The organism is Psychrobacillus sp. NEAU-3TGS, assembly GCF_029955155.1.
GTDB lineage: Bacteria > Bacillota > Bacilli > Bacillales_A > Planococcaceae > Psychrobacillus.
In genome coordinates this window covers 401732-422726 of sequence record NZ_JAPNOZ010000010.1, presented here as the reverse complement: position 1 = coordinate 422726, position 20995 = coordinate 401732, and the positions used below count along the sequence as shown (strand labels likewise).

The 20995-nt window shown below is 38.5% G+C and carries 20 protein-coding genes; 18 read left to right on the top strand and 2 right to left on the bottom strand.

The window, feature by feature from the left end; all coding sequences use genetic code 11:
- Positions 1-277: 277 nt before the first annotated feature.
- Positions 278-1027: a gluconate 2-dehydrogenase subunit 3 family protein gene (locus OR571_RS10630; RefSeq protein WP_282242768.1), complete on the top strand. Its 750-nt coding sequence runs from the start codon at positions 278-280 to the stop codon at positions 1025-1027.
- A 21-nt stretch (positions 1028-1048) separates the two neighbouring features.
- Positions 1049-2761 (top strand): GMC family oxidoreductase, encoded by a 1713-nt coding sequence (locus OR571_RS10625; protein ID WP_282242767.1) that lies wholly within the window; start codon positions 1049-1051, stop codon positions 2759-2761.
- Positions 2762-2934: 173 nt separating this feature from the next.
- Here the strand turns inward: OR571_RS10625 and OR571_RS10620 are convergent, their stop codons facing one another.
- Positions 2935-4200 carry a TRAP transporter large permease gene (locus OR571_RS10620; RefSeq protein ID WP_282242766.1) on the bottom strand — a complete coding sequence of 422 codons (1266 nt, stop codon included), beginning with the start codon at positions 4198-4200 and terminating at the stop codon, positions 2935-2937.
- Complete coding sequence (locus OR571_RS10615) at positions 4188-4685, bottom strand: TRAP transporter small permease (RefSeq protein WP_282242765.1); 498 nt, start codon at positions 4683-4685, stop codon at positions 4188-4190. Before OR571_RS10615 ends, OR571_RS10620 begins: the two co-directional genes overlap by 13 nt.
- A 337-nt stretch (positions 4686-5022) precedes the next feature.
- On the opposite strand from OR571_RS10615, the gene OR571_RS10610 reads away from it, so the two are divergent.
- From OR571_RS10610 to OR571_RS10535, 16 genes are all read left to right on the top strand, one after another.
- A complete protein-coding gene (locus OR571_RS10610; RefSeq protein WP_282242764.1) occupies positions 5023-6051 on the top strand; it encodes a DctP family TRAP transporter solute-binding subunit in 1029 nt (342 codons plus the stop codon).
- Positions 6052-6099: 48 nt separating this feature from the next.
- Positions 6100-7443 (top strand): MmgE/PrpD family protein, encoded by a 1344-nt coding sequence (locus OR571_RS10605; RefSeq protein WP_282242763.1) that lies wholly within the window; start codon positions 6100-6102, stop codon positions 7441-7443.
- Positions 7444-7463: 20 nt separating this feature from the next.
- Complete coding sequence (gene pcaC / locus OR571_RS10600) at positions 7464-7850, top strand: 4-carboxymuconolactone decarboxylase (RefSeq protein WP_282242762.1); 387 nt, start codon at positions 7464-7466, stop codon at positions 7848-7850.
- Positions 7851-8194: 344 nt separating this feature from the next.
- Positions 8195-9535 carry an MmgE/PrpD family protein gene (locus OR571_RS10595; protein WP_282242761.1) on the top strand — a complete coding sequence of 447 codons (1341 nt, stop codon included), beginning with the start codon at positions 8195-8197 and terminating at the stop codon, positions 9533-9535.
- A gap of 32 nt (positions 9536-9567) precedes the next feature.
- Positions 9568-10089, top strand: coding sequence for a PaaI family thioesterase (locus tag OR571_RS10590; protein ID WP_282242760.1), 522 nt, complete (start codon positions 9568-9570; stop codon positions 10087-10089).
- A gap of 188 nt (positions 10090-10277) precedes the next feature.
- Positions 10278-11123: a fumarate hydratase gene (locus OR571_RS10585; protein ID WP_282242759.1), complete on the top strand. Its 846-nt coding sequence runs from the start codon at positions 10278-10280 to the stop codon at positions 11121-11123.
- 12 nt (positions 11124-11135) lie between these two features.
- The gene (locus OR571_RS10580) at positions 11136-11684 is read left to right on the top strand and encodes a Fe-S-containing hydro-lyase (RefSeq protein WP_282242758.1); all 549 of its coding nucleotides are present in this window, start codon (positions 11136-11138) and stop codon (positions 11682-11684) included.
- Between the two features lie 19 nt (positions 11685-11703).
- Positions 11704-12612, top strand: coding sequence for an NAD(P)-dependent oxidoreductase (locus tag OR571_RS10575; RefSeq protein WP_282242757.1), 909 nt, complete (start codon positions 11704-11706; stop codon positions 12610-12612).
- A gap of 10 nt (positions 12613-12622) precedes the next feature.
- On the top strand, positions 12623-13288 hold the full coding sequence (locus OR571_RS10570; protein ID WP_282242756.1) for a GntR family transcriptional regulator: 666 nt from the start codon (positions 12623-12625) through the stop codon (positions 13286-13288).
- Positions 13289-13321: 33 nt separating this feature from the next.
- Positions 13322-14413 carry a tartrate dehydrogenase gene (locus OR571_RS10565; protein ID WP_282242755.1) on the top strand — a complete coding sequence of 364 codons (1092 nt, stop codon included), beginning with the start codon at positions 13322-13324 and terminating at the stop codon, positions 14411-14413.
- Positions 14414-14452: 39 nt separating this feature from the next.
- Positions 14453-15325: an HpcH/HpaI aldolase/citrate lyase family protein gene (locus OR571_RS10560; RefSeq protein WP_282242754.1), complete on the top strand. Its 873-nt coding sequence runs from the start codon at positions 14453-14455 to the stop codon at positions 15323-15325.
- 53 nt (positions 15326-15378) lie between these two features.
- Positions 15379-16545 carry a mandelate racemase/muconate lactonizing enzyme family protein gene (locus tag OR571_RS10555; protein WP_282242753.1) on the top strand — a complete coding sequence of 389 codons (1167 nt, stop codon included), beginning with the start codon at positions 15379-15381 and terminating at the stop codon, positions 16543-16545.
- A gap of 11 nt (positions 16546-16556) precedes the next feature.
- Positions 16557-17249 (top strand): class I SAM-dependent methyltransferase, encoded by a 693-nt coding sequence (locus OR571_RS10550; RefSeq protein WP_282242752.1) that lies wholly within the window; start codon positions 16557-16559, stop codon positions 17247-17249.
- A gap of 20 nt (positions 17250-17269) precedes the next feature.
- Entirely contained in the window at positions 17270-18691 is a 1422-nt protein-coding gene (locus OR571_RS10545; protein ID WP_282242751.1) for an SLC13 family permease, read from the top strand.
- Positions 18692-18710: 19 nt separating this feature from the next.
- Positions 18711-19892 carry a CaiB/BaiF CoA transferase family protein gene (locus OR571_RS10540; protein ID WP_282242750.1) on the top strand — a complete coding sequence of 394 codons (1182 nt, stop codon included), beginning with the start codon at positions 18711-18713 and terminating at the stop codon, positions 19890-19892.
- Positions 19893-19916: 24 nt separating this feature from the next.
- Entirely contained in the window at positions 19917-20618 is a 702-nt protein-coding gene (locus OR571_RS10535) for a gamma-glutamyl-gamma-aminobutyrate hydrolase family protein (protein ID WP_282242749.1), read from the top strand.
- Positions 20619-20995 lie beyond the last annotated feature (377 nt).

Sequence of the window (20995 nt, the reverse complement as noted above, 5' to 3'; positions counted from 1 at the left end):
TTGCGCTACATTTACTTGGCACTAAAAGTGTTAGGAAGTTAGGTTCATATTGTAAAAACAGAAATGAAAGGCTATCAGACCTAGTTCGAGATGTTAGTGAGGAAGTAAAATGTGACTTTTTATGTTTAACGTAAAAAGTTTAGGGTAAAGATTAGCGGTTGTAAAATTGCAATTATAGAAAAAATATTATCAATAGTGATTGAGTTTGGTTATATTTGTCTATGCTTTTAGGGAGTAGGTATTTTTTGAAATCACTATTTTTAAGGAGACTATGAGTATGCCAGAAGAAAAGAAAAATCTTTCAACGAGAAGAGACTTTTTAAAAACGTCGGGAGTTGCCGCTGGAGCTTTAATTGGTGGGGGATTAATCGGTGGATTGGTTGGTTATAACGTCAATGACAACAAATCAGCTACTACACCGAAAGGAACTAGTCCAAGTGATCATACTCAACACGCGAATGCTGGGTTCCAATTTTTTAAGAACAACCGAGATTTTGAAGTGCTTTCGAATGCGACAGAACGTATTTTTCCTAAAGACGATTTAGGACCAGGTGCAATTGAGTTAGGAGTCCCTTATTTTATTGATCGTCAATTAGCTGGTCAGTATGGAAGCAACTCGAAAGAGTATATGCACGGGCCATTTGCGGTAGGTGCTCCAACACAAGGATACCAAAGCCGTTTAACGCGCGCTGATGTGTTTAAGCAAGGTATTGAGAAACTGGAAGAAGAGGCTAATAAAAGATTTGATAACGGATTCTCAAGTCTTGAGCCGGAGCAAATGGATGAAATTTTAACTGCTTTTTCAAAGGATGAAGTGAAAATGTCCGGAACGACAGCCGCATTTTTCTTCCGAATGCTTCGATCTGCAACTTTAGAAGGTGCTTATTCTGATCCGATGTATAGCGGAAACAATAATATGGACGGATGGAGAATGAAAGGGTTTCCAGGACACCAAATGTCCTATATTGCTGTAATTGAAAAAGAAGAATTCCAAAAAATCGAGCCAAAGTCACTTGGCAGCATGTAAGAATAGAGAGGGGTATTACGAATGGCTACTACATTACCAAAAGTAGATGTTGTTGTTGTTGGATTAGGATGGACAGGTGGTATAATTGCTGCTGAATGTGCGAAAGCGGGTTTAAAAGTTCTTGGTTTAGAGAGAGGAGAAGCGCGAAACACGGAAGATTATTTGAAGGTTCATGACGAATATCGTTATGCGGTTCGATATGAGTTGATGCAAAACCTTTCAAAAGAAACGATTACTATTCGAAATCACCGTAAAATGCCAGCGCTCCCAATGCGTCAATTAAGCTCTTTTTTACTTGGTGAGGGACTTGGAGGTTCCGGGACGCATTGGAATGGACATTCATGGAGATTCTTACCCTATGATTTTCAAATTAAAACGATGACGGATGAAAAGTATGGACCCAATAAATTATCGAAAGATTATTTGCTGCAAGATTGGGGAGTTACTTATGATGAGTTAGAACCTTATTTTTATAAATATGAACAAACGCTTGGAATTTCTGGGGAAGATACAAATCCTTTTTGGGGGAAACGTGCTCAACCATTCCCAACACCACCGATGAAAAAGACACCAATCTTAAAGAAGTTTGAAAGCGCTACAAAGAAAATGGGTTATAATCCGTTTATGCTGCCTTCAGCCAATTTGTCTGAGCCTTATACGAATCCAGATGGAGCAGCGATTAATAGTTGCCAATATTGTGGTTTCTGTGAGCGTTTCGGCTGTGAATATGGTGCAAAGAGTTCTCCGGAAATAACTGTAATACCGACGGCAGAGAAAACGAATAACTTTGAAATGCGATTCCGATCAAATGTCGTGGAAGTGATTAAAAACGGCAATAAAGTATCCGGCGTTAAATACTTAGACACACTTTCTGGTGAGGAATTTATCCAAGAAGCAGAAGTAGTTGTCCTATCAAGTTATGTGATGAATAATGCAAAACTTTTAATGGTATCTAACATAGGTGAACAATATAATCCGGACACAGGAAGAGGTACACTAGGTAAGAATTATTGCTATCAAATTCTTCCTGGTGCCACAGGTTATTTTGATGAGCAAATGAATACATTTATGGGTGCGGGAGCTCTTGGTATGACGATTGATGATTTTAATGGCGATAATTTCGACCATAGTGATTTGAATTTTATTCATGGTGGTAGTATTTCCATTACTCAAACAGGTTCTAGACCGATTGAAACCAATCCAATCCCACGTGATACGCCTACATGGGGAGCAGAATTCAAAAAGAACTCTATTCATAACTTTACTCGTACATTAGGAATTGGAACCCAAGGTGCATCCATGCCACATAAAGAAAACTTCCTTTCTTTAGATAGTACCTATAAAGATGCTTATGGATTACCACTTCTTCAAATGACTTATAACTTTACCGAACAAGACCGTGCTTTGCATAAGTATATCACCGAAGTTACGCAGAATATCATGAAAGAAATGGGTGCAAAAACAGTCGAAGGTAAAAATCCTATTACTGACTATGATATTGTCGGTTATCAGACAACACATAATACGGGTGGTACGATTATGGGAGCAAGTCCTGATAATAGCGTAGTTAATACTTACTTACAGCATTGGGATGCTGAGAATCTATTTGTTGTTGGAGCTGGTAATTTCCCACATAACGGTGGATACAATCCGACTGGAACTGTAGGGGCATTAGCATACAAGAGCGCAGAAGGTATTATTAAATACAGTAAATCGGGTGGATCACTCGTTTAATAGAACATGAATCAGTGTTAAATAATAGATGCTATCTCACGATATTTTATCGGGAATAGCATCTTTCTTTTCATTTCGTTAAATACCTGACAACTAGCTGGTTGTTTTGACATAATAACAAAACAAAGCCAAGAACCTAGGATTTTAGAAGTCCAATGGTTCTTGGCTTACTATCATTTTGCAAGTAATAATGAGATTTCAGGGAATATAATAATAAGCGCTAGTACAATCGCAAAGATGGCGAAAAATGGTATTACACCTTTGATTACACGATCAACTTTTTCCTCGGCTATGGCGCTGACGACGAACAAGTTGAGTCCAACTGGTGGTGTAATCATACCAAGCTCCATATTCACTACCATAATGATTGCGAAATGGATCACGTTGATATCCAAAGCTGTAATAATTGGCAATAAAATTGGAAGTGTAATTAGGATGATTGCAGTTGGCTCCAGGAACATTCCAAGTATAAAAAATACAATACTAATAATGATTAAAAACGTCCATTTGTTAAATCCACTATCACTTACCCAAGTAGCAAACTCTTGAGGAATTTGTTCCGTTGTTAAAAACATTCCTAGTATCAGCGCAGAAGCAATAATTAAAAAGATCATCGATGTAGTAGTAACAGATTCTGATAATATCTGTTTAAATTTAGCCCAATCTAATTCTCGGTAGATAAAAATGGAAACGATAATTGAATATAGACAAGCTAGAAATGATGCTTCTGTCGGTGTAACAACTCCACTATAAATTGCCCCTAATATAAGGATAGGCATTACTAATCCCCATATCGCTTTTATAGTAGGTTTCCATCGCTCATTTAAAGGCACTTTTTCCAATCCACCATAGCCTTTTTTATGTGCCACGATTACTGCATACACCATTAGTGCGAGGCCGAGCAATATTCCTGGTAAAATACCTGCTGAAAATAATTTCCCAGTAGATTCTTCTGAAACTGAGCTATAAAGAATAAGCGGGATAGAAGGTGGAATTAGAATTCCTAGTGTCCCAGCTGCAGCCACTAATCCCATTGCATAATCTTTTTCATATCCTGCTTTTACCATCATTGGAATCATAATTGCTCCAATAGCTGCCGCTGTAGCGGGGCTAGATCCAGAAATCGCAGCAAAAACCATACACGCTAAAACAGCAACAACAGATAAGCCACCCTTTGTATGTCCTACCCAAGTTTTAATACATTCGATCAAATATTTGGAAATTCCACCCTTAGCCATTATTAATCCTGCGAAAACGAAACCAGGGATGGCCATTAACGTAGTACTATTTACGCCCGTAAACATTTTTTGGATTACTGTGTTAAGCGAGAAGTCTACCAAAAATAAACCAGTAATACTCGAGACTACTAAGCTTATAGCGATAGGAACTCTTAAAAAGGCTAATACAAACAATAAAACAATAACAATTATTGCTGCCACTCTAAATCACTTCCTCCCGTAACGTCTTCTTTTTTAACGAAAAATCTATAGGCTTTTTCACAGAAGCGTATAAATAACAATGCACCCGCGATTGGCATGATTAAGTAGTTGATCCAAATAGGGAAACCAAGATCAATCGTTTTAATAGCTTGTTCGTGCGCTACTAATACCATCTCTAAACCTGTCCAAAAGATAAAAACACTAAAACCAATCCCGATAACAAAAGTAATAACTTGACAGAAATTTTTCATCTTCGGACCCGCTTTGTCATAAAGAAATTCAATGGCAATATGTCTATCCTCTTTTAAAGCAGTAGAAAAGCCGATGAAAATAGCCCATACAAGTAACATTGTATAAACTTCTGTTGCCCAGCTTTGGGAAGCCCCAACTACATACCTCATGAAGACGGAGTAGAGACTTATACCAATACCTACAAGGAAAAAAAATCCCGATAAAGCGCTTTCAATGAAATTTAAAATTCTCAATAAACTTCCTCCCTTTAGTCATTTTGTATTTCGGATACAGGATTACACAACAATGATAATATAGGAATATTCAAAAAACAATACTATAATGCAGAATATACTAAATATTTTAATTTTTCTTTACATTGGTTTTTTGTTGTGATAATTTGTTACTTGAGTTGTATCCAATAAACAAGATTCATAACATGTAAGACAACTCTTATTAAATCTTTACAAAAGTTAATAAGAAAGCGTGGTGTGCAGAAGTAAAATGAAATTGCTTGTTTGAAAGCCCTTTCAACTAAGATGCAATACTCGGAATTATTGTCTTAACACTAAAAAAATTAGGGGGATTTTTGTGAAAAGGTTATCTATATTTTTATTATTTGTTCTATCTATATTCGTATTAGCAGCTTGCCAAAGTGATGAAAAAGTTGCTGTGTCTGGTGCAAGTGGAGATGGGGTCCAAGAACTAAAGATTAAATTCTCTCACGTTGTTGCAGAAAATACGCCAAAGCACCAGGGTGCTCTAGCTATGAAAGAATATATTGAAAAAGAATCTGATGGCAAGATTAAAGTAGAAATCTATCCAAATAGCTCCCTATTCGGAGATCAAGATGAATACCAAAACTTAGTAGCAAATAATATTCAATTTATCGCACCTGACTTAACAAAATTCGTTGGAAACAATCCACAATTCAATGTTCCTGCACTTCCATTTGCATTTGCTGATGATGACGAAGCGATTGCATTCTGGGATGGAGAAAAAGGACAGGAAGTTTTAGGAAGTCTTAAAGATGATGGTGTTCTTGGGTTATCTATGTGGCCAAATGGTGGAAAACATTTAACGAACGGTAAACACGCAATTAGTTCACCTGCGGATTTAAAAGGTTTAAAATTCCGTACGCAAGGTGGGCAAGTATTAGAATCTATGTACACGGCACTTGGAGCAGGTTCTGAGTCGATTCCTTTTGGAGAATTATACACTGCTCTTGACCAAGGGGTAGTAGACGGACAAGAAAACACATTTAGTAATATTGAATCGAAAAAATTCGACGAAGTTCAAAAATATATGACAGTTATGAACCATACACGCGTGGACTATGCTGTATTTACCAACACAAAATTCTGGGACAGCATGAATGACGCTACAAAAGCAATAGTAGAAGGTGGATTGGCAGCAGGTACGGAAGTGGCACGAGCAGAAGCAAAAAGTCTAAATGAAAAAGCACTAGAAACGATTAAAGAAAGAGGCAATGTAGAAATTGTTGAATTAACACCAGAGCAAATTGAAGAATTCAGAAAAGTGCTAGAGCCTATTTATGAAGAATATGAGGATGAAATCGGTGCGGATGTAATTGAAGCAGCAAGAAATGCTGGGAAATAAAAAATCAAATCGACCTGACAATAGGGCCGTGTAAAAAGGCGGAATAAGATGGTAACGAAAACATTAGTTAATCATTGTTTGTCCACTTCCTATGATCAAATTCCACAAGAAGTAATACTTCATGGGAAAAGAAGCTTGTTAAATTGGATGGGTGTAGCAGCTGGGGCTTCTGCCCATCCCTCTATTGATATATTACTAGAGTTAACCAACGAGTTAAAAACTGCAGAACAAGTTTCCATTTTCGGTAGGGAAGAAAAGGTTGATTTATTAATGGCTGCATTAATAAATGGAACCTCATCTCATATTTTCGACTACGACGACACCCACTTAGATACGATCCACCATCCAAGTGGTCCAATTGCTCCAGTAGTTTTAGCTTTAGGAGAGCATTTGGGTTTAAGTGGAAAAGAGATATTACACGCTTTTATTCTAGGGTGCGAAGCAGAACTAAGAATTGCAAATGCTGTTTATCCAAGCCATTATCAGCTAGGCTGGCATATTACAAGTTCAACTGGTGTTTTTGGCGCAGCGATTGCAGCGGGAATTCTACTAAAGCTGGATCAGGAACAAATGCTTTGGGCATTAGGTATTGCAGGGACGCAAGCCTCAGGTTTAAGAGAAGTCTTCGGTACTATGACAAAACCATTCCATCCAGGAAAGGCTGCACAAAATGGATTGCTTGCTGCATTGCTAGCTAAAAAAGGTTTTACAAGCTCTGAAAAAATTTTAGAAGCAAAACGAGGCTTTGCAAATGTACTAGCTCCTGAGCATGATTTAGAAAAAGTAAATGTCAATTGGGGCAAGGACTGGGAGCTATTGAAAAATAGTTTTAAACCATACGCTTGCGGCATTGTTCTACATCCTTCGATTGATGCATGTATTTACTTGCATAAGAACGTGTCACTGGAAGACCTGAAATCTATCGAGCTAAAAGTTAATCCTTATGTACTTGAACTGACTGGAAAAGAAACTCCACAGACAGGTTTAGAAGGAAAGTTCAGTGTATATTTCACAGCAGCTATTGCCTTTTTAGATGGTGATGCAAGTGAGAAGCAATATACAGATGAGAAAGTAAAAGATGAAAAAATCATCGCAATGCAAAAGAAAATAAGCATAACAGTCGATGAAGCGATAAAAGAAGAAGAGGTTGAAGTGAAGGCCATCTTAAAAGATGGATCTGAACTAACACATAAAGTAGAGCATGCAAAGGGAAGTATTCAAAACCCTATGTTAGAAGAGGAACTCTTAACAAAATTTAATAGTCTCGTAGAAGACATCCTAGGGAAATCTAGCACAGCTCAGATGGCGGAGATTCTATTACATTTAGATGAGTACCCTTCCATTGATGAGTTGATTCATTCCAATAAAAAGAGCGAAGTGTTATCCAAATAATAAGGTGAGGAGAATGGTTCATGAACAAAGAAAAATTTGATATAGGCTTAGAAATCCGAAGAAGTGTACTCGGAGCCGAGTACGTAGACAGTTCAATTCAAAATGCAACAGCGTTTAATATGCCGATGCAAGAATTGGTAACAGAGTACTGCTGGGGAGAAATCTGGGCAAGACCTGGCCTACCAAAGAAAACTAGAAGTATGTTAAATCTTGCTATGATCACTGCATTAAATAGACCGCATGAATTAAAGCTTCATGTACGAGGGGCTATCAATAATGGTCTAACAAAAGAAGAAATTCAAGAAGTATTTTTACAGACAGCGATTTACTGCGGAGTTCCGGCAGCGATTGATAGTTTCAGAACAGCAAAAGAAGTTTTTGATGAAATGGATAAAGAAGAAAACTAAAAAAATTTGAAGTTTTCTTTTGGATACAAAATACAAGACTTCACGCTACTCAGTGAGAGTAGAACAAACATAGATCATGGTAAAAGGGACCTTGCGATTCTAGTGATACATCTTGCGATTAGTAGAGCATACCTTGCGATTCCAGCTATGCATCTTGCGATTTGTAAATTTTACCTTGTGAATCTAGCAATGTATCTTTTAATTCCATATTTTTTGATTGAAACCCATTGTAAATTGCATTAAACATGTCAGGAAATCTTGAGGGAAAGCATCGAAACACAATAGAGCGGACCCTCAAGATGTACCTTATGCTTTTCTTATATTCCGTAAAGGAGACTTGATACATGGATTTGAGTAGAGAGTTAGCTAAATACAGTCAAGCATTAACCTATGAAGAACTGTCACCCGAGGTTGTAGAGTTTACTAAGCTTTGTATTTTAGATTATTTTGGTTCAGCTATCGCTGGTTCTAATAAAGTGCCGATTAAGATGATCAGCGAACTAGTGGAAGAGATGGGTGGTTCGGAACAAGCGACTCTTTTTACTGGAGGGAAATCATCAGCTGTCAACGCAGCACTTTTGAATGGAGCTGCAAGTCATATAGTAGAGCTAGATGATATTCACAAAGGGTCTATTATCCATGCAGCTACCGTTGTTATTCCGGCTGCTCTTGCGGTAGCACAATGGAAGAAACTGTCTGGTAAAGACTTAATAACTGCAGTCGTTATTGGTTATGAAGTTTGCTTTAGAATTGGTGAAGCAGTTTCCCCGTCTCACTACTATTATTGGCATAACACTGCGACATGTGGAACATTTGGTGCTGCTATTGCAGCTGCCAAATTACTGAACTTAACGGAAGAAGAAATGGTTTTCGCGTTAGGAAATGCAGGTACACAAGCGGCTGGGTTATGGGAATTTATAGTTGATGGGGCAATGACCAAGCAATTACATTCTGGAAAAGCAGCGATGAATGGACTTCTAGCCGCACTTTTAGCACAAAAAGGTTTTACTGGCCCAACGAAAATCTTAGAAGGCGACCGTGGTTTCTTCAAGGCGATGAGTGAGCAATATGATGCCTCCAAAATAACAGAAGGCTTAGGTAAAGAATTCAAAATTCTAGAGAATTCCTTTAAGATTCATGCATCCTGTCGCCATACACATCATGCAATTGATTTATTGATCGAGGTCTTTAAGGAACGCAAACCTAGCTTAGAAGAATTAGAGTCTATAACGGTTCAATCCTATAAAGCAGCGATTGATATAACCGATAATGATGACCCGACTACGGAGTATGCAGCTAAATTTAGTCTGCAGTTTTGTTCGGCATTAGCTATTTTAACAGGTAGTGCAGGATTGGTTGATTTTAATGAATCAAATTTATGGGACGATCAAATCCGACAATTATTGAAAAAGATCAAGGTATGTATTGATCCAGATATTAATGCAAATTATCCGGAACAATGGGGTGCTACAGTGGAAGTGACTTTAGCAAACGGAGAAACGATTCATAAACAATCCGATTTTCCAAAAGGCGACCCAGAAAACGCAGTAACTTCAGAAGAATTGGTCGAGAAGTTTACAAATATGACGAACGACATTTCTGCTACAAAAAAAGAACAGATTATACGAGATATTCTAGCACTAGAGTTAATAGAGAATACGGAAACTTTAATGGCTCAATTCTAATAAAAGATGCTAGATAAAGAGGGAGAAATAGGATGGAATCTAATAAAATCGAACAAATCCATTTGATACAAAACCAACTAAAAAATTTAAATGATGATGAACTAAATCAGATTTCCTATTTGCTGTCTCTTTATCAAGCTTCCTCTACTGAACAGCAAGAAACAAAAACTCCTATGCATTTTTTAGGAAGATTTCTAGGCATTGAGCAAAAGGAAGATGGAACAACTGAAATGAATTTAGGAATTCAAAATGAGAATACATATGGAGTTGCACAGGGAGGTTCCATTTACACATTAGCTGACGTTGCCATTGGCTTTCAAATTTTAAAAACGTTAGAAGAAGGAGAAAAGGTTTTCACATTAGAATTAAAGGTGAATTTTATCAAAAAAGGGCAAGGAGCTCGTTTGATCGCAATTCCCTCTATCCTTTATCAAGGAAAGACAACAGTAGTCTCTGAATGTGATGTTAAAGATGATGCAGGAAATCTAATCGCAAAGGCACTTGGCACCTTTTATCTTCAATCAGCGAAAGCTTCTCACATCAATAGGTCGTGAGATGAAGGGGATTTTGTTTACTGTTCAGCGGGTGTTCAAAAGCATGCTGAACGAAGATAAAGCCTCCGGCGGATGTCACAGATTTTGAAAGGAGTTAATCGAGCTTGCTCGATTCAAAATCTGGACGCAATTACGCCGAGGCGTAATTGATTTTGTGCGTTAGAAAAAAGGAGAAAGTAGGATGGTAGATGAAAAAAATCCATTATGAAAATATCGTGGAACAAGTTGCAGAGATATGCAAGAAATCGAATTACAATTTGGGGGAAGATGTTTATTCTGCTTTTAAACTAGCGCTACAAACCGAACAATCAGAAATAGGAAAAGAAGTAATTTCTCAGTTAATCGAAAATGCGGATATTGCCAAAGCCGAACAAGTTCCTATGTGTCAAGATACCGGAACAGCTGTCTTTATCGTGGAAGTAGGTCAAGACTGTCATATTGTGGGAGGAAGCTTGGTCGATGCGATCAATGAAGGAGTCAAAAAGGGATACGGAGAAGGTTATCTACGAAATTCTATTATTTATAATCCATTGAATCGCAAAAATACAGGGGATAATACACCAGCCATCGTTCATATCGACTTAGTGGAGGGAGACAGTATAACGATCCATATGACTGCAAAAGGTGGAGGTGCAGAAAATATGAGTGATCTGAAAATGTTAAAACCTTCAGATGGGATAGAAGGAGTGAAAAAGTATATTCTTTCAATCGTAAAAGAAGCTGGACCCAATGCATGCCCTCCTCTAGTAGTAGGCGTTGGGATCGGGGGTAACTTTGAGCGCTGTGCTTACTTGGCGAAAAAATCATTGTTTCGACCTTTAGGGGTTCGACATGAAGACCCTGTTGTCGCCGAACTAGAAGAAGAATTGATGTCGGAGATCAATCGATTAGGTATCGGTCCCCAAGGGATGGGAGGAAGTACAACAGCACTTGATGTGAAAGTGGAGGTTGAATCCTGTCATATCGCCGCATTGCCAGTTGCAGTTAATCTGAACTGTCACGCCAGCCGACATCAAACCATTACTTTAACTTAAGGAGATCAAACAGTGCAAAAAAAGATAAATCTACCATTACAAGAGGCTGATCTTATTGCCTTAAAAGCAGGTGACCGTGTCCTGTTATCTGGTGTAGTTTATACAGCTAGAGATGCGGCGCACAAGCGAATGATTGAACAAGAAAAAGAAGGAATTCCTTTTCCTATCGATCTGTCCAATCAAGTTATTTATTATGTAGGTCCGACTCCAGCAAAGCCTGGAATGGTTATCGGTTCAGCCGGACCAACGACTAGCGGAAGAATGGATTTGTATACACCAAGACTACTCGAAGCTGGTTTAAAGGGAATGATTGGGAAGGGATATCGGAGTGAAGAAGTGAAGCAAGCAATGATTAAGCATAAGGCGGTCTATTTTGGTGCAGTCGGTGGAGCCGCAGCATTAATTGCTCGTTCGATTAAATCCTCCGAAGTAATTGCATATGAAGATTTAGGGACAGAAGCAATTAGGAAGTTAACGATTGTGAATTTTCCTGTGTTTGTCCTTAATGATGCACACGGGGGAGATGTTTACCAAGAGGGTGTAGCAAAATATAAATCATAAAATAGAAGGGATTGAAACTATGAGAGTAGGGATTATTGGTTTAGGTAATATGGGAGGCAGAATAGCAACAAGGCTATTAAAGCAAGGGGTGGAAGTCGGTGTTTTCGATGTAAATAAAGATTTTGTCCAAGTTTTAGTCGGTTTAGGTGCAACAGAAGCAGATAGTCCAGCAGATTTAGCATCGAAGTTTCCATATGTGATCACGGTTCTACCCAATGTATTCATCGTTAAGGAAATTTTGACGGGACAAGAAGGCTTGATGAAAGGCCTGCGACCGAACAGTCTATTAATAGATATGACCACCTCCATCCCTTCTGTCACGAAGGAATTACATGCCATGTTATCAGCGGAAGGATTGCGAATGATCGATGCTCCTGTAAGTGGAGGGGTGAAGAAAGCGGAAGATGGAACATTGTCCATAATGGTTGGAGGAGAAGCGGCCCATTTTGAAGAAGTTAAACCGCTCTTAAGCCATATTGGACAGAATATTATTCATGTAGGAGAAATTGGGGCGGGTCATACGATTAAAGCATTAAACAATATGATTTCGGCAACGACTTTAGCAGCAACTGGAGAAGCGATAGCTCTTGGAGTAAAACTAGGATTGGACCCAGCGAAAATGTTGGATGTTATTAATTCGAGTACAGGGCGAAGCTTTTCCAGTGATTTTAAATTCCCGACCCAAGTGTTAACAAGAAATTTCGAGGTAGGGTTTACACTTGATTTAATGGTAAAAGATTTAAGAATTGCTATGAGCATGGCTGAAGAAGAAAAAGTACCTCTGTTTATATCAAGTGCCTCTTTTCAATTATGGAAACAAGCGTGGGCAAACGGAAAAGGAAATGAAGATCATACAGCCATTGTCAAACTAATTGAAGAAATGTTCGATGTGGAAATAAGAGAAAAGAGTATATCTGCAACTAGATAGGGAGTGTACTATGGAAAATTTCAAATTAACAGAACAAGATAGAGCCACTTTACAATCCAAAGTAACAACCAAACTAAGAGATTTAATACTAAAAGGTGAATTCAAGATGGGTGACCGGCTTATGCAAGAAGAATGGGCCCAAAAACTTGGGGTCAGCAGAATGCCTCTTCGCGAAGCGTTAAGACAGTTAGAAGTGGAAGGGTTAGTTCGTATTGAGCCAAGACGAGGTGCTATCGTTACCCCTATCTCAATCGAAGACATCGAAGAAATTTATCGCCTTAGACAGATGCTAGAAGGGGAAGTGGCAGTTCAATCTCTTCCATTTTTAGAGGAAGAAGATATAAAGGAATTAGAATACCTATACGAAAAAATGCTGAACTTAAAGCATACAGAAAGTGAAATGGAATTATATATGCAGCTAAATAAAGAATTTCATCAAATTATTATAGAGGCTTCTCCAGGAAGAAGAATCAAAGGATTTATCCATACATTGTGGCAGGGTGTTCCGCAGTATACACCAAGTTTACTTGCAAAACATCTTTCGGATTCCCACGAGGAGCACCGACTGATGGTGAAATATATTAAAGAAAAAGATGCAGTTAGATTAAGAGAAGTGATGGAAAAGCATATTAATCGGACAAAAGAAAATTTAATAAAAATGATCAATAAAAACTGAAGTAATCAAACAAAAAGAGGGAGGAGTTTTACGATGAAAAAAATTGAGTTATCCGTCATTCCTGGAGATGGGATTGGAAAAGAGGTTGTACCAGAAGCGTTACGTGTATTAGATACAGTGGTAAATATTCACGGAGGATTAAAATTCAATTATACCGAGTATCCATGGAGCTCTCAGTATTATGTGGAGCACGGAAAAATGATGCCAGATAATGCTTTAGATTTACTAAGTCAAAGCGATGCAATCTTTTTAGGAGCGATCGGAGACCCGGCTCTCGTAAAAGATCATATTTCATTAGGAGGATTATTATTAAAAATTCGTAGAGAATTTGAACAGGTGATAAATGTACGACCTGCAAAACTATTAAAAGGAATGGTATCTCCTTTGTCCAATCCACAGGACTTTGACATGATAATAGTTAGGGAGAATAGTGAGGGTGAATACAGTAGTAGTGGTGGTAGAGTCCATAATGGCATCGATGAGATCGTTGTGCAAAATGCTGTTTTTACGAAAAAAGGTGTTTCTCGCGTGATGGAATATGCATTTGAGCTAGCTCGAAAAAGAAGTGGACACTTAACTAGTGCTACAAAATCGAATGGAATTATCCATTCCATGCCATTTTGGGATGAGGTGTTGTCAGAAATAGCTCAAAAATACTCGGACGTTCAGCTGCAAAACATCCATATCGATGCATTATCTGCGTTTTTCATCACCAAACCACAGACTATGGATGTAGTAGTAGCTAGTAATCTTTTTGGAGATATTTTAAGTGATATAGGTGGGGCAATTATGGGCAGTATCGGAATTGCACCTGCTGCTAATATAAATCTAAATGGCAAATATCCTTCTATGTTTGAACCGGTCCACGGCTCTGCTCCAGATATTTACGGTAAAGGAATAGCCAATCCAATTGGTCAAATTTGGACGGCGAAAATGATGTTGGATCATTTAGGAGAAGAAGAGCTGGGAGCACTCGTGTTAGAGGCAATTGAAGATACATTGCATGCAGGTATTAAAACTCCTGATATTGGTGGTAAATCTACTATAACAGAAGTAACGGATGCCATTATCGCTAATATAGAAGAAAAAGCTAAAAGTGGCGTACTTAATAGTGTAACGAATTAATGTATCCAATAACCAATCGAGTAAATGAGGGGAACAATAATGAGTCTAGCAAGATCCTATTTATTTGTACCTGGGGCTAACAAGGACATGATTAAAAAAGCGATTGCATCTGATGCAGACTGTATCATCCTCGATTTAGAGGATGCAATCGCATTAGCTGAAAAAGAAAAAGCAAGAGTAGCAGTAAAAGAATCCTTAATAAGGTTTAGCAAGGAAAAAGAGATCTTTGTAAGAATTAACGATTGTGAAACTTCTTTTTGGGAAGAAGATTTGATTTGTGCGGTAGCAAATGGTGCAGCAGGAGTAGTCGTTCCTAAATCGGAAAGCGAGCAGAATATAAGACTTGTTTGTCAGAAAGTCCGAGAAGCTACCACAGAATCCTCTTCTACTTTTCAAGTAATTCCTTTAATCGAAACAGCAAAAGGAGTCCAATTTGCGTACGCTATTGCAGCTGCGGATGAGATGATTGCCAAAATGGCTTTTGGTTCGATCGATTTTTCGTTAGACATTGGTTGCGAGCTCTCAGCAAGTGGAATGGAGCTTTTATTTGCCCGTTCTCAAATTGTCATAGCTTCCAGAGCAGCCGGTATTGGGGCACCTATCGATACTGTCTTTGCGAATTTCAATGATGTAGCAGGTTTTGAAAATGAAGCGAAAAATGCTAGACAGCTTGGTTTCAAAGCAAAGTTAATCATTCATCCGAAGCAAATACAAATAACCAACCAACTCTTTTCACCGTCAGAACAAGAGATTTCGAATGCAAAGGCCATTGTGAAAGCATTTGAAGAGGCAGAAGAAAATGGAGTGGCATCTATATCAGTAAATAACCAAATGGTAGATTATCCTGTCTACAAAAAAGCAAAGCGTCTACTATTTTATTTTAAGCAGGAAGAAGAGTCTCCCATATCTTAATTCTTTTACGCATATATGAGTCTGAATTTTGAAAAACAATAGGAGTGAATATGTTGAAAATAACGAAAGTAGATGTAAAGACAGTACCAATTAGTAGTCCAATAAGAAATGCTTATATTGATTTTAGTAAAATGACCGCATCTGCCATAGCGATAACAACAGACGTTATCAAAGATGGAAAGCCGGTTGTCGGTTATGGATTTAACTCAAACGGAAGGTATGCTCCTACAGCATTACTGAATGAACGATTTATTCCTAGATTACTAGAAGCAGATGCAAAAGATATAGTCACCGATGATGGAACTAATTTCGATCCACATAAAATACATGCCATTATTATGGCCAATGAAAAACCGGGTGGTCACGGGGAACGCACGGTTGCTGTTGGTGTGATCGATATGGCTATTTGGGATGCGGTAGCCAAAATAGAAGGAAAACCTTTGTACCAACTACTCGCGCAAAAGTATGGTAATGGGGAAGTGGATGAGCAAGTATACATTTACGCAGCGGGTGGTTACTATTTCCCTGATAAAGGATTGAAGGAACTACAAGACGAGATGAAAGGTTATTTAGCATTAGGCTATAAAGATGTGAAAATGAAAGTTGGCGGCGCTTCTTTAAAGGAGGATTTAAAACGTATAGAAGCTGTACTAGATATTTTACCGCAAGGAAGCGGGTTGATGGTAGATGCAAATGGCCGCTTTGACTTGGAATACGCAATCGAATTTGGAGAAAAGATCAAAGACTATGAACTTATTTGGTATGAAGAAGCTGGTGATCCACTGGATTTTCATTTGCAAGCGGAGCTTTCTAAGCGTTATCCACATGCAATTGCAACAGGGGAAAACATATTCTCTCTACAAGATGCAACGAATTTAATCCGGTATGCCGGGATGAATCCAGAAAAAGACTTCCTTCAATTTGACTGTGCCCTTAGCTATGGGTTAGTGGAGTATTTACGAATTCTCGATATGCTGAAAGAGCATGGTTGGTCTTCTAGACGCTGTATCCCTCACGGAGGGCATCAAATGTCTTTAAATATTGCAGCCGGATTAGCGCTTCACGGGAATGAATCCTATCCAGGTGTATTTGAGCCATTTGGAGGGTTTGCAGATAATTTCACCGTGGAAAACGGTTATGTCAGGCTACCAGATGCTCCAGGTATCGGCTTTGAAGAAAAGTCTGATTTATACAATCTACTATTAAGTATTGGGAAGTAGGAGGTTCAATTATGGCTAAGAAAATGGAGTTCGATAGTGACATTGCAACTGAGTATGACAAGGGAGTAAGACGGACACTTCCAACCTACGATCCGATGCTCCGGCTTTCGCAGACATTTCTACGCGCTAACCTAGAAGAAAATGCTTCCCTTCTTATACTTGGTGGTGGAGGAGGAAATGAACTAAAAGCATTCGGCCCTACAAATACTGGATGGAACTTTACGGCAGTTGATCCATCAAAGGATATGCTAGAAGTTGCTAAAAAGAAAGCCGAGCAAATGGAAATGGATAATCGGGTAGAACTGATCAATGGGACAATAGAAGATGTTCCAATTGACCAAGCATTTGATGCAGCAACTTGCATTCTCGTTCTTCACTTTATACCTAATGTAGAGGATAAGCTGGCACTGTTAAAGAAGGTGAGATCTCATCTCAAAACAGGTGCTCCGTTTGTGCTTGTCAGTAAGTTTGGTGACCCAGCTAGCCCAGAGTTTAAAGAACTTGTCACTCTTTGGAAAAATTATTGGCTCGATACGACCAAACTGCCAGTTGAAAAAGTGGAAGAATTAATGAAGGGTACATTAACGGAGTTTTCTATTTCTGAGGAAAAACTGAGGGAATTGTTAGTAGAAGCGGGTTTTCACAGAATTGCAAACTTTTTTAAAACGAATCATTTTGGCGGTTGGATCTGTCATGCTTTATAAAAAAGGAATGATATGGTGGCATGAAAATAGTTAAAAATGAAGATCTTAAAATCTATGCATATATTTCTTTGGCTATTGCCGGATTCCTAATCATGTTTTTTTTGTTACCTGATACATTTTCAACCTCTGCCAAACTGATGACAAGTATTATCACGTTTGGAATTATTTTATGGTCGTTGGAGCCTATTCCTATAGGACTTACTGGATTGATCATTTTATTGCTTATGCTTGTTTTTAATATTGCAGATTCGTCCGTTATTTTCAGTGGATTTGCTTCACCGGCTACTTATTTGATTGTCGCTGGGATGATGCTTGCAACCGCTGTAAATGATACTTCTTTGATCAAGCGTATGACGTACATGATTTTGAAAAAGTGGGGAAGCAGTGCAAAAGGGTTGTTAGGCAGTGTTATTATTATCCAACAAATTCAATCTTTCTTTATACCATCCACTGCTGTCCGTACCGCTTTAGTAGTACCGGTTTCCACAATGATTATCTCGACGGTAGGGGCAAAACCAGGAAGTAACTTTAGGAAAATGATTATGCTAGGCGTTGCGTTCGGTGGGGTCATAAGTGGATCAGCAGTAATGACTGCGGCAATTGGAAATATATTAACAGTGGAAATTCTTAATCGCTTTGCTGGGGTTAGCATAACGTATTTTCAATGGTTTTTTTATACTTTTCCATTATGGTTTATATTAATACCTGCTATATGGATTCTCTTGTTGAAAGTATTCCCATTGCCGAAAGAGCAACAATACTTTCCAAAGATTGAAGAGCAGATGCAAATTAAATTAGAAGAACTAGGTCCAGTGAACAGACAAGAAATCATTTGTATGATCATTCTATTTTTTATCGTTGTGCTTTGGTTAACAGAGCCAGTTCATGGAATGCATCCAAGCATCCCAGCGTTAATAGGAGTTGTACTGATGACATTGCCGAAAATCGGAATTGCTGATTGGGAATCGGTTATTAAAATCAATTACAATACGATTTTATTATTAAGTGTGACTTTGTCGATGGGGTATACATTTGTCGATTCTGGTGCGGCGGATACAATCAGTGATTATTTAAGTGTACCTTCGTTTATGGAGCTTATTCAAAATCCATTATTAGCTGTATTCATCGTTATTTTGATGGCTCAGCTCTTTCATAAAATGATTTCGAACGTTTCCACGGCAGTAGTTGTACTGGTTCCTATCATTATAAGTGTTGCGCAGAATGCAGGGGTAGATCCATTAGCTATTGGTTTTGCAACAGGGCTAACATGTGTTTTTGGATTTATGTTTGTCGTGGAATCTATGTCCAATCTGCTTGTCCATAGTACTGGAATGATTGAGCAGAGAGACTTTTTAAAGCCGGGCTTATATGCAACAATCATCACGATAATTGCAACAGTAGTTGTTGCAGCTACGTGGTGGAGATGGATTGGATTAATCTAGTAAGTAAGGAGGAGATCGTATGTTACCTTTAGAAGGGATAACTATAGTATCGTTGGAGCAGGCTGTGGCAGCACCTTTTGCTACAAGGCAGCTTGCAGACTTAGGAGCGCGTGTTATTAAAGTGGAAAGACCAGAAACTGGTGACTTCGCTCGAAATTATGATAAAACGGTCAAAGGAATGGCTAGTCATTTCGTCTGGATTAATCGTTCCAAAGAGTCTATTACACTCGATTTAAAACAAGAGGAAGCAAAAGAAGTTTTAGATAAATTATTAGCAAATGCAGATGTGTTTATTCAAAATTTGGCGCCAGGTGCTGTAGATCGACTTGGTTTCAGTGCGACGGAGTTAAAAGAAAAATATCCGCAGCTCATCATTTGTGGAATTTCAGGATATGGTTCTTCAGGTCCTTATATGGAGAAGAAAGCATATGATTTACTAATCCAGTGTGAGGCTGGTTTAGTTTCGGTTACTGGAACGGAAGACACACCATCTAAATCGGGTATATCGATTGCAGATATTGCTGCGGGTATGTATGCGTATACGGGAATTTTAACTGCAATCATTGCTCGAAGCAAAACTGGTAAAGGTGCTATTTTAGAAGTATCGATGCTTGAGGCGCTGGCAGAATGGATGGGCTATCCACTGTATTATGCCGGCTACGGTGAGATAGAACCAAAAAGAACGGGAGCTAGTCATGCTACCATTTATCCATATGGACCATTTACGGCTGGAGATCAAAAACAAGTTTTTATGGGCATTCAAAATGAACGCGAATGGGTTCGTTTTTGTGAAAATGTACTAAAAGATAGCGAGCTAGCGCAGGATGCTCGTTTTAGTAATAATTCTAATCGAGTATCTAACAAAAATGCGTTAAAGGCTATTATTGACCATGCTTTTGAAAAGATGGATTCTACTCAAATTATTGAACTACTTGAGGATGCAAAAATAGCAAATGCACGACTTAATACAGTGAGCGAATTAATGGCCCATCCTCAGCTACAGGCTCGAAATCGCTGGAGAGAAGTTGCGTCTCCGGTTGGCAATTTAAAGGCATTACTTCCACCTGCCACATTTGATGAAATAGAAACTGTTATGAACCCCATTCCTGCGGTGGGAGAACATACAGAAGCTATTTTAAAGGAGTTAGGTTTTGACTATAAAGTAATGGAAAAAGCTACGAAAAACAGTATTTCCGTATAAAATAAATTGTTTAGGAGAATCCATTTGAATCCAATTATTGGTGTTTCATCGAATTTAAAGGACGACGCTCTTTCCGTTCCTACTGCTAATGTTCATGCAATCGCTCGTTTTGGTGGGGTTCCCATTGTGCTGCCAAATTTGCAGGATGCAGCAGTGGACCTAATCATCGATAGGATAGATGGGCTTCTGTTGACTGGCGGGGGCGATATTGATCCGACTTTGTTTGGAGAAGAGCCTCATCCGCGTTTAGGAAGTATTGTACCAGAGCGAGATGTATTTGAAATACAGTTAGTTCAAAAAATGTTAGAAAAGAATAAGCCTATTTTAGGAATTTGTAGGGGAGCTCAAATTTTAAGTATTGCCGCTGGCGGAGATATGTATCAGGATATATATGCGCAGTCAACCGAGCAACTTCTACAGCACGACCAACAAGCGCCAAATTGGTATGCTTCTCACTTTGTACATGTAACAGAAGGCACCATTTTAAGTAAGGTGGCTCAGGTAGAAAAGTTTAAAGTGAATAGTTTTCATCATCAAGCTGTTCGCAATATTCCAGATGGATTTTTGGTGAGCGGGATTGCGAGCGATGGAATTATTGAAGCTTTTGAAAGTAAAGACCACCCGTTTGTTATGGGAATCCAATGGCATCCTGAAAGTTTATTGATGAAAGATGATCTGATTTCTGCTACGATTTTTGAACGTTTTATAGAGGCTTGCGTGAAGTAAATTTTAGCGTATTAAGGGAAACGACTGTTTAAGAGCAGTCGTTTTTTTGGTTTAGGAATAATTAAGATCTATGGTGATTGATATTGGTGGTTGGCTTTGTCGCGTTATATCACTTACTAGAATTTATCGGTTGCAAATATCTCCTGACTTTCAAATTGATTGCTCTCCAGGGTAATTTGGTTGCTTTTTGCCTGCTATTAATTGCTCTCAAGTGTCGTTTGATTGCTTTCAGAGTAGAACAGGTTGCTTTCAACAGCTGTTTGGTTCTCCTTTGCCGTTTCTTGGAAGTATTTTTTCTGCAAATACCTAATTCAGAAATTTGGTGCGGCGGATTGTCGCTCGCCTATGGAAAGCGAAGCGCCGCCGTGTTAAATTCC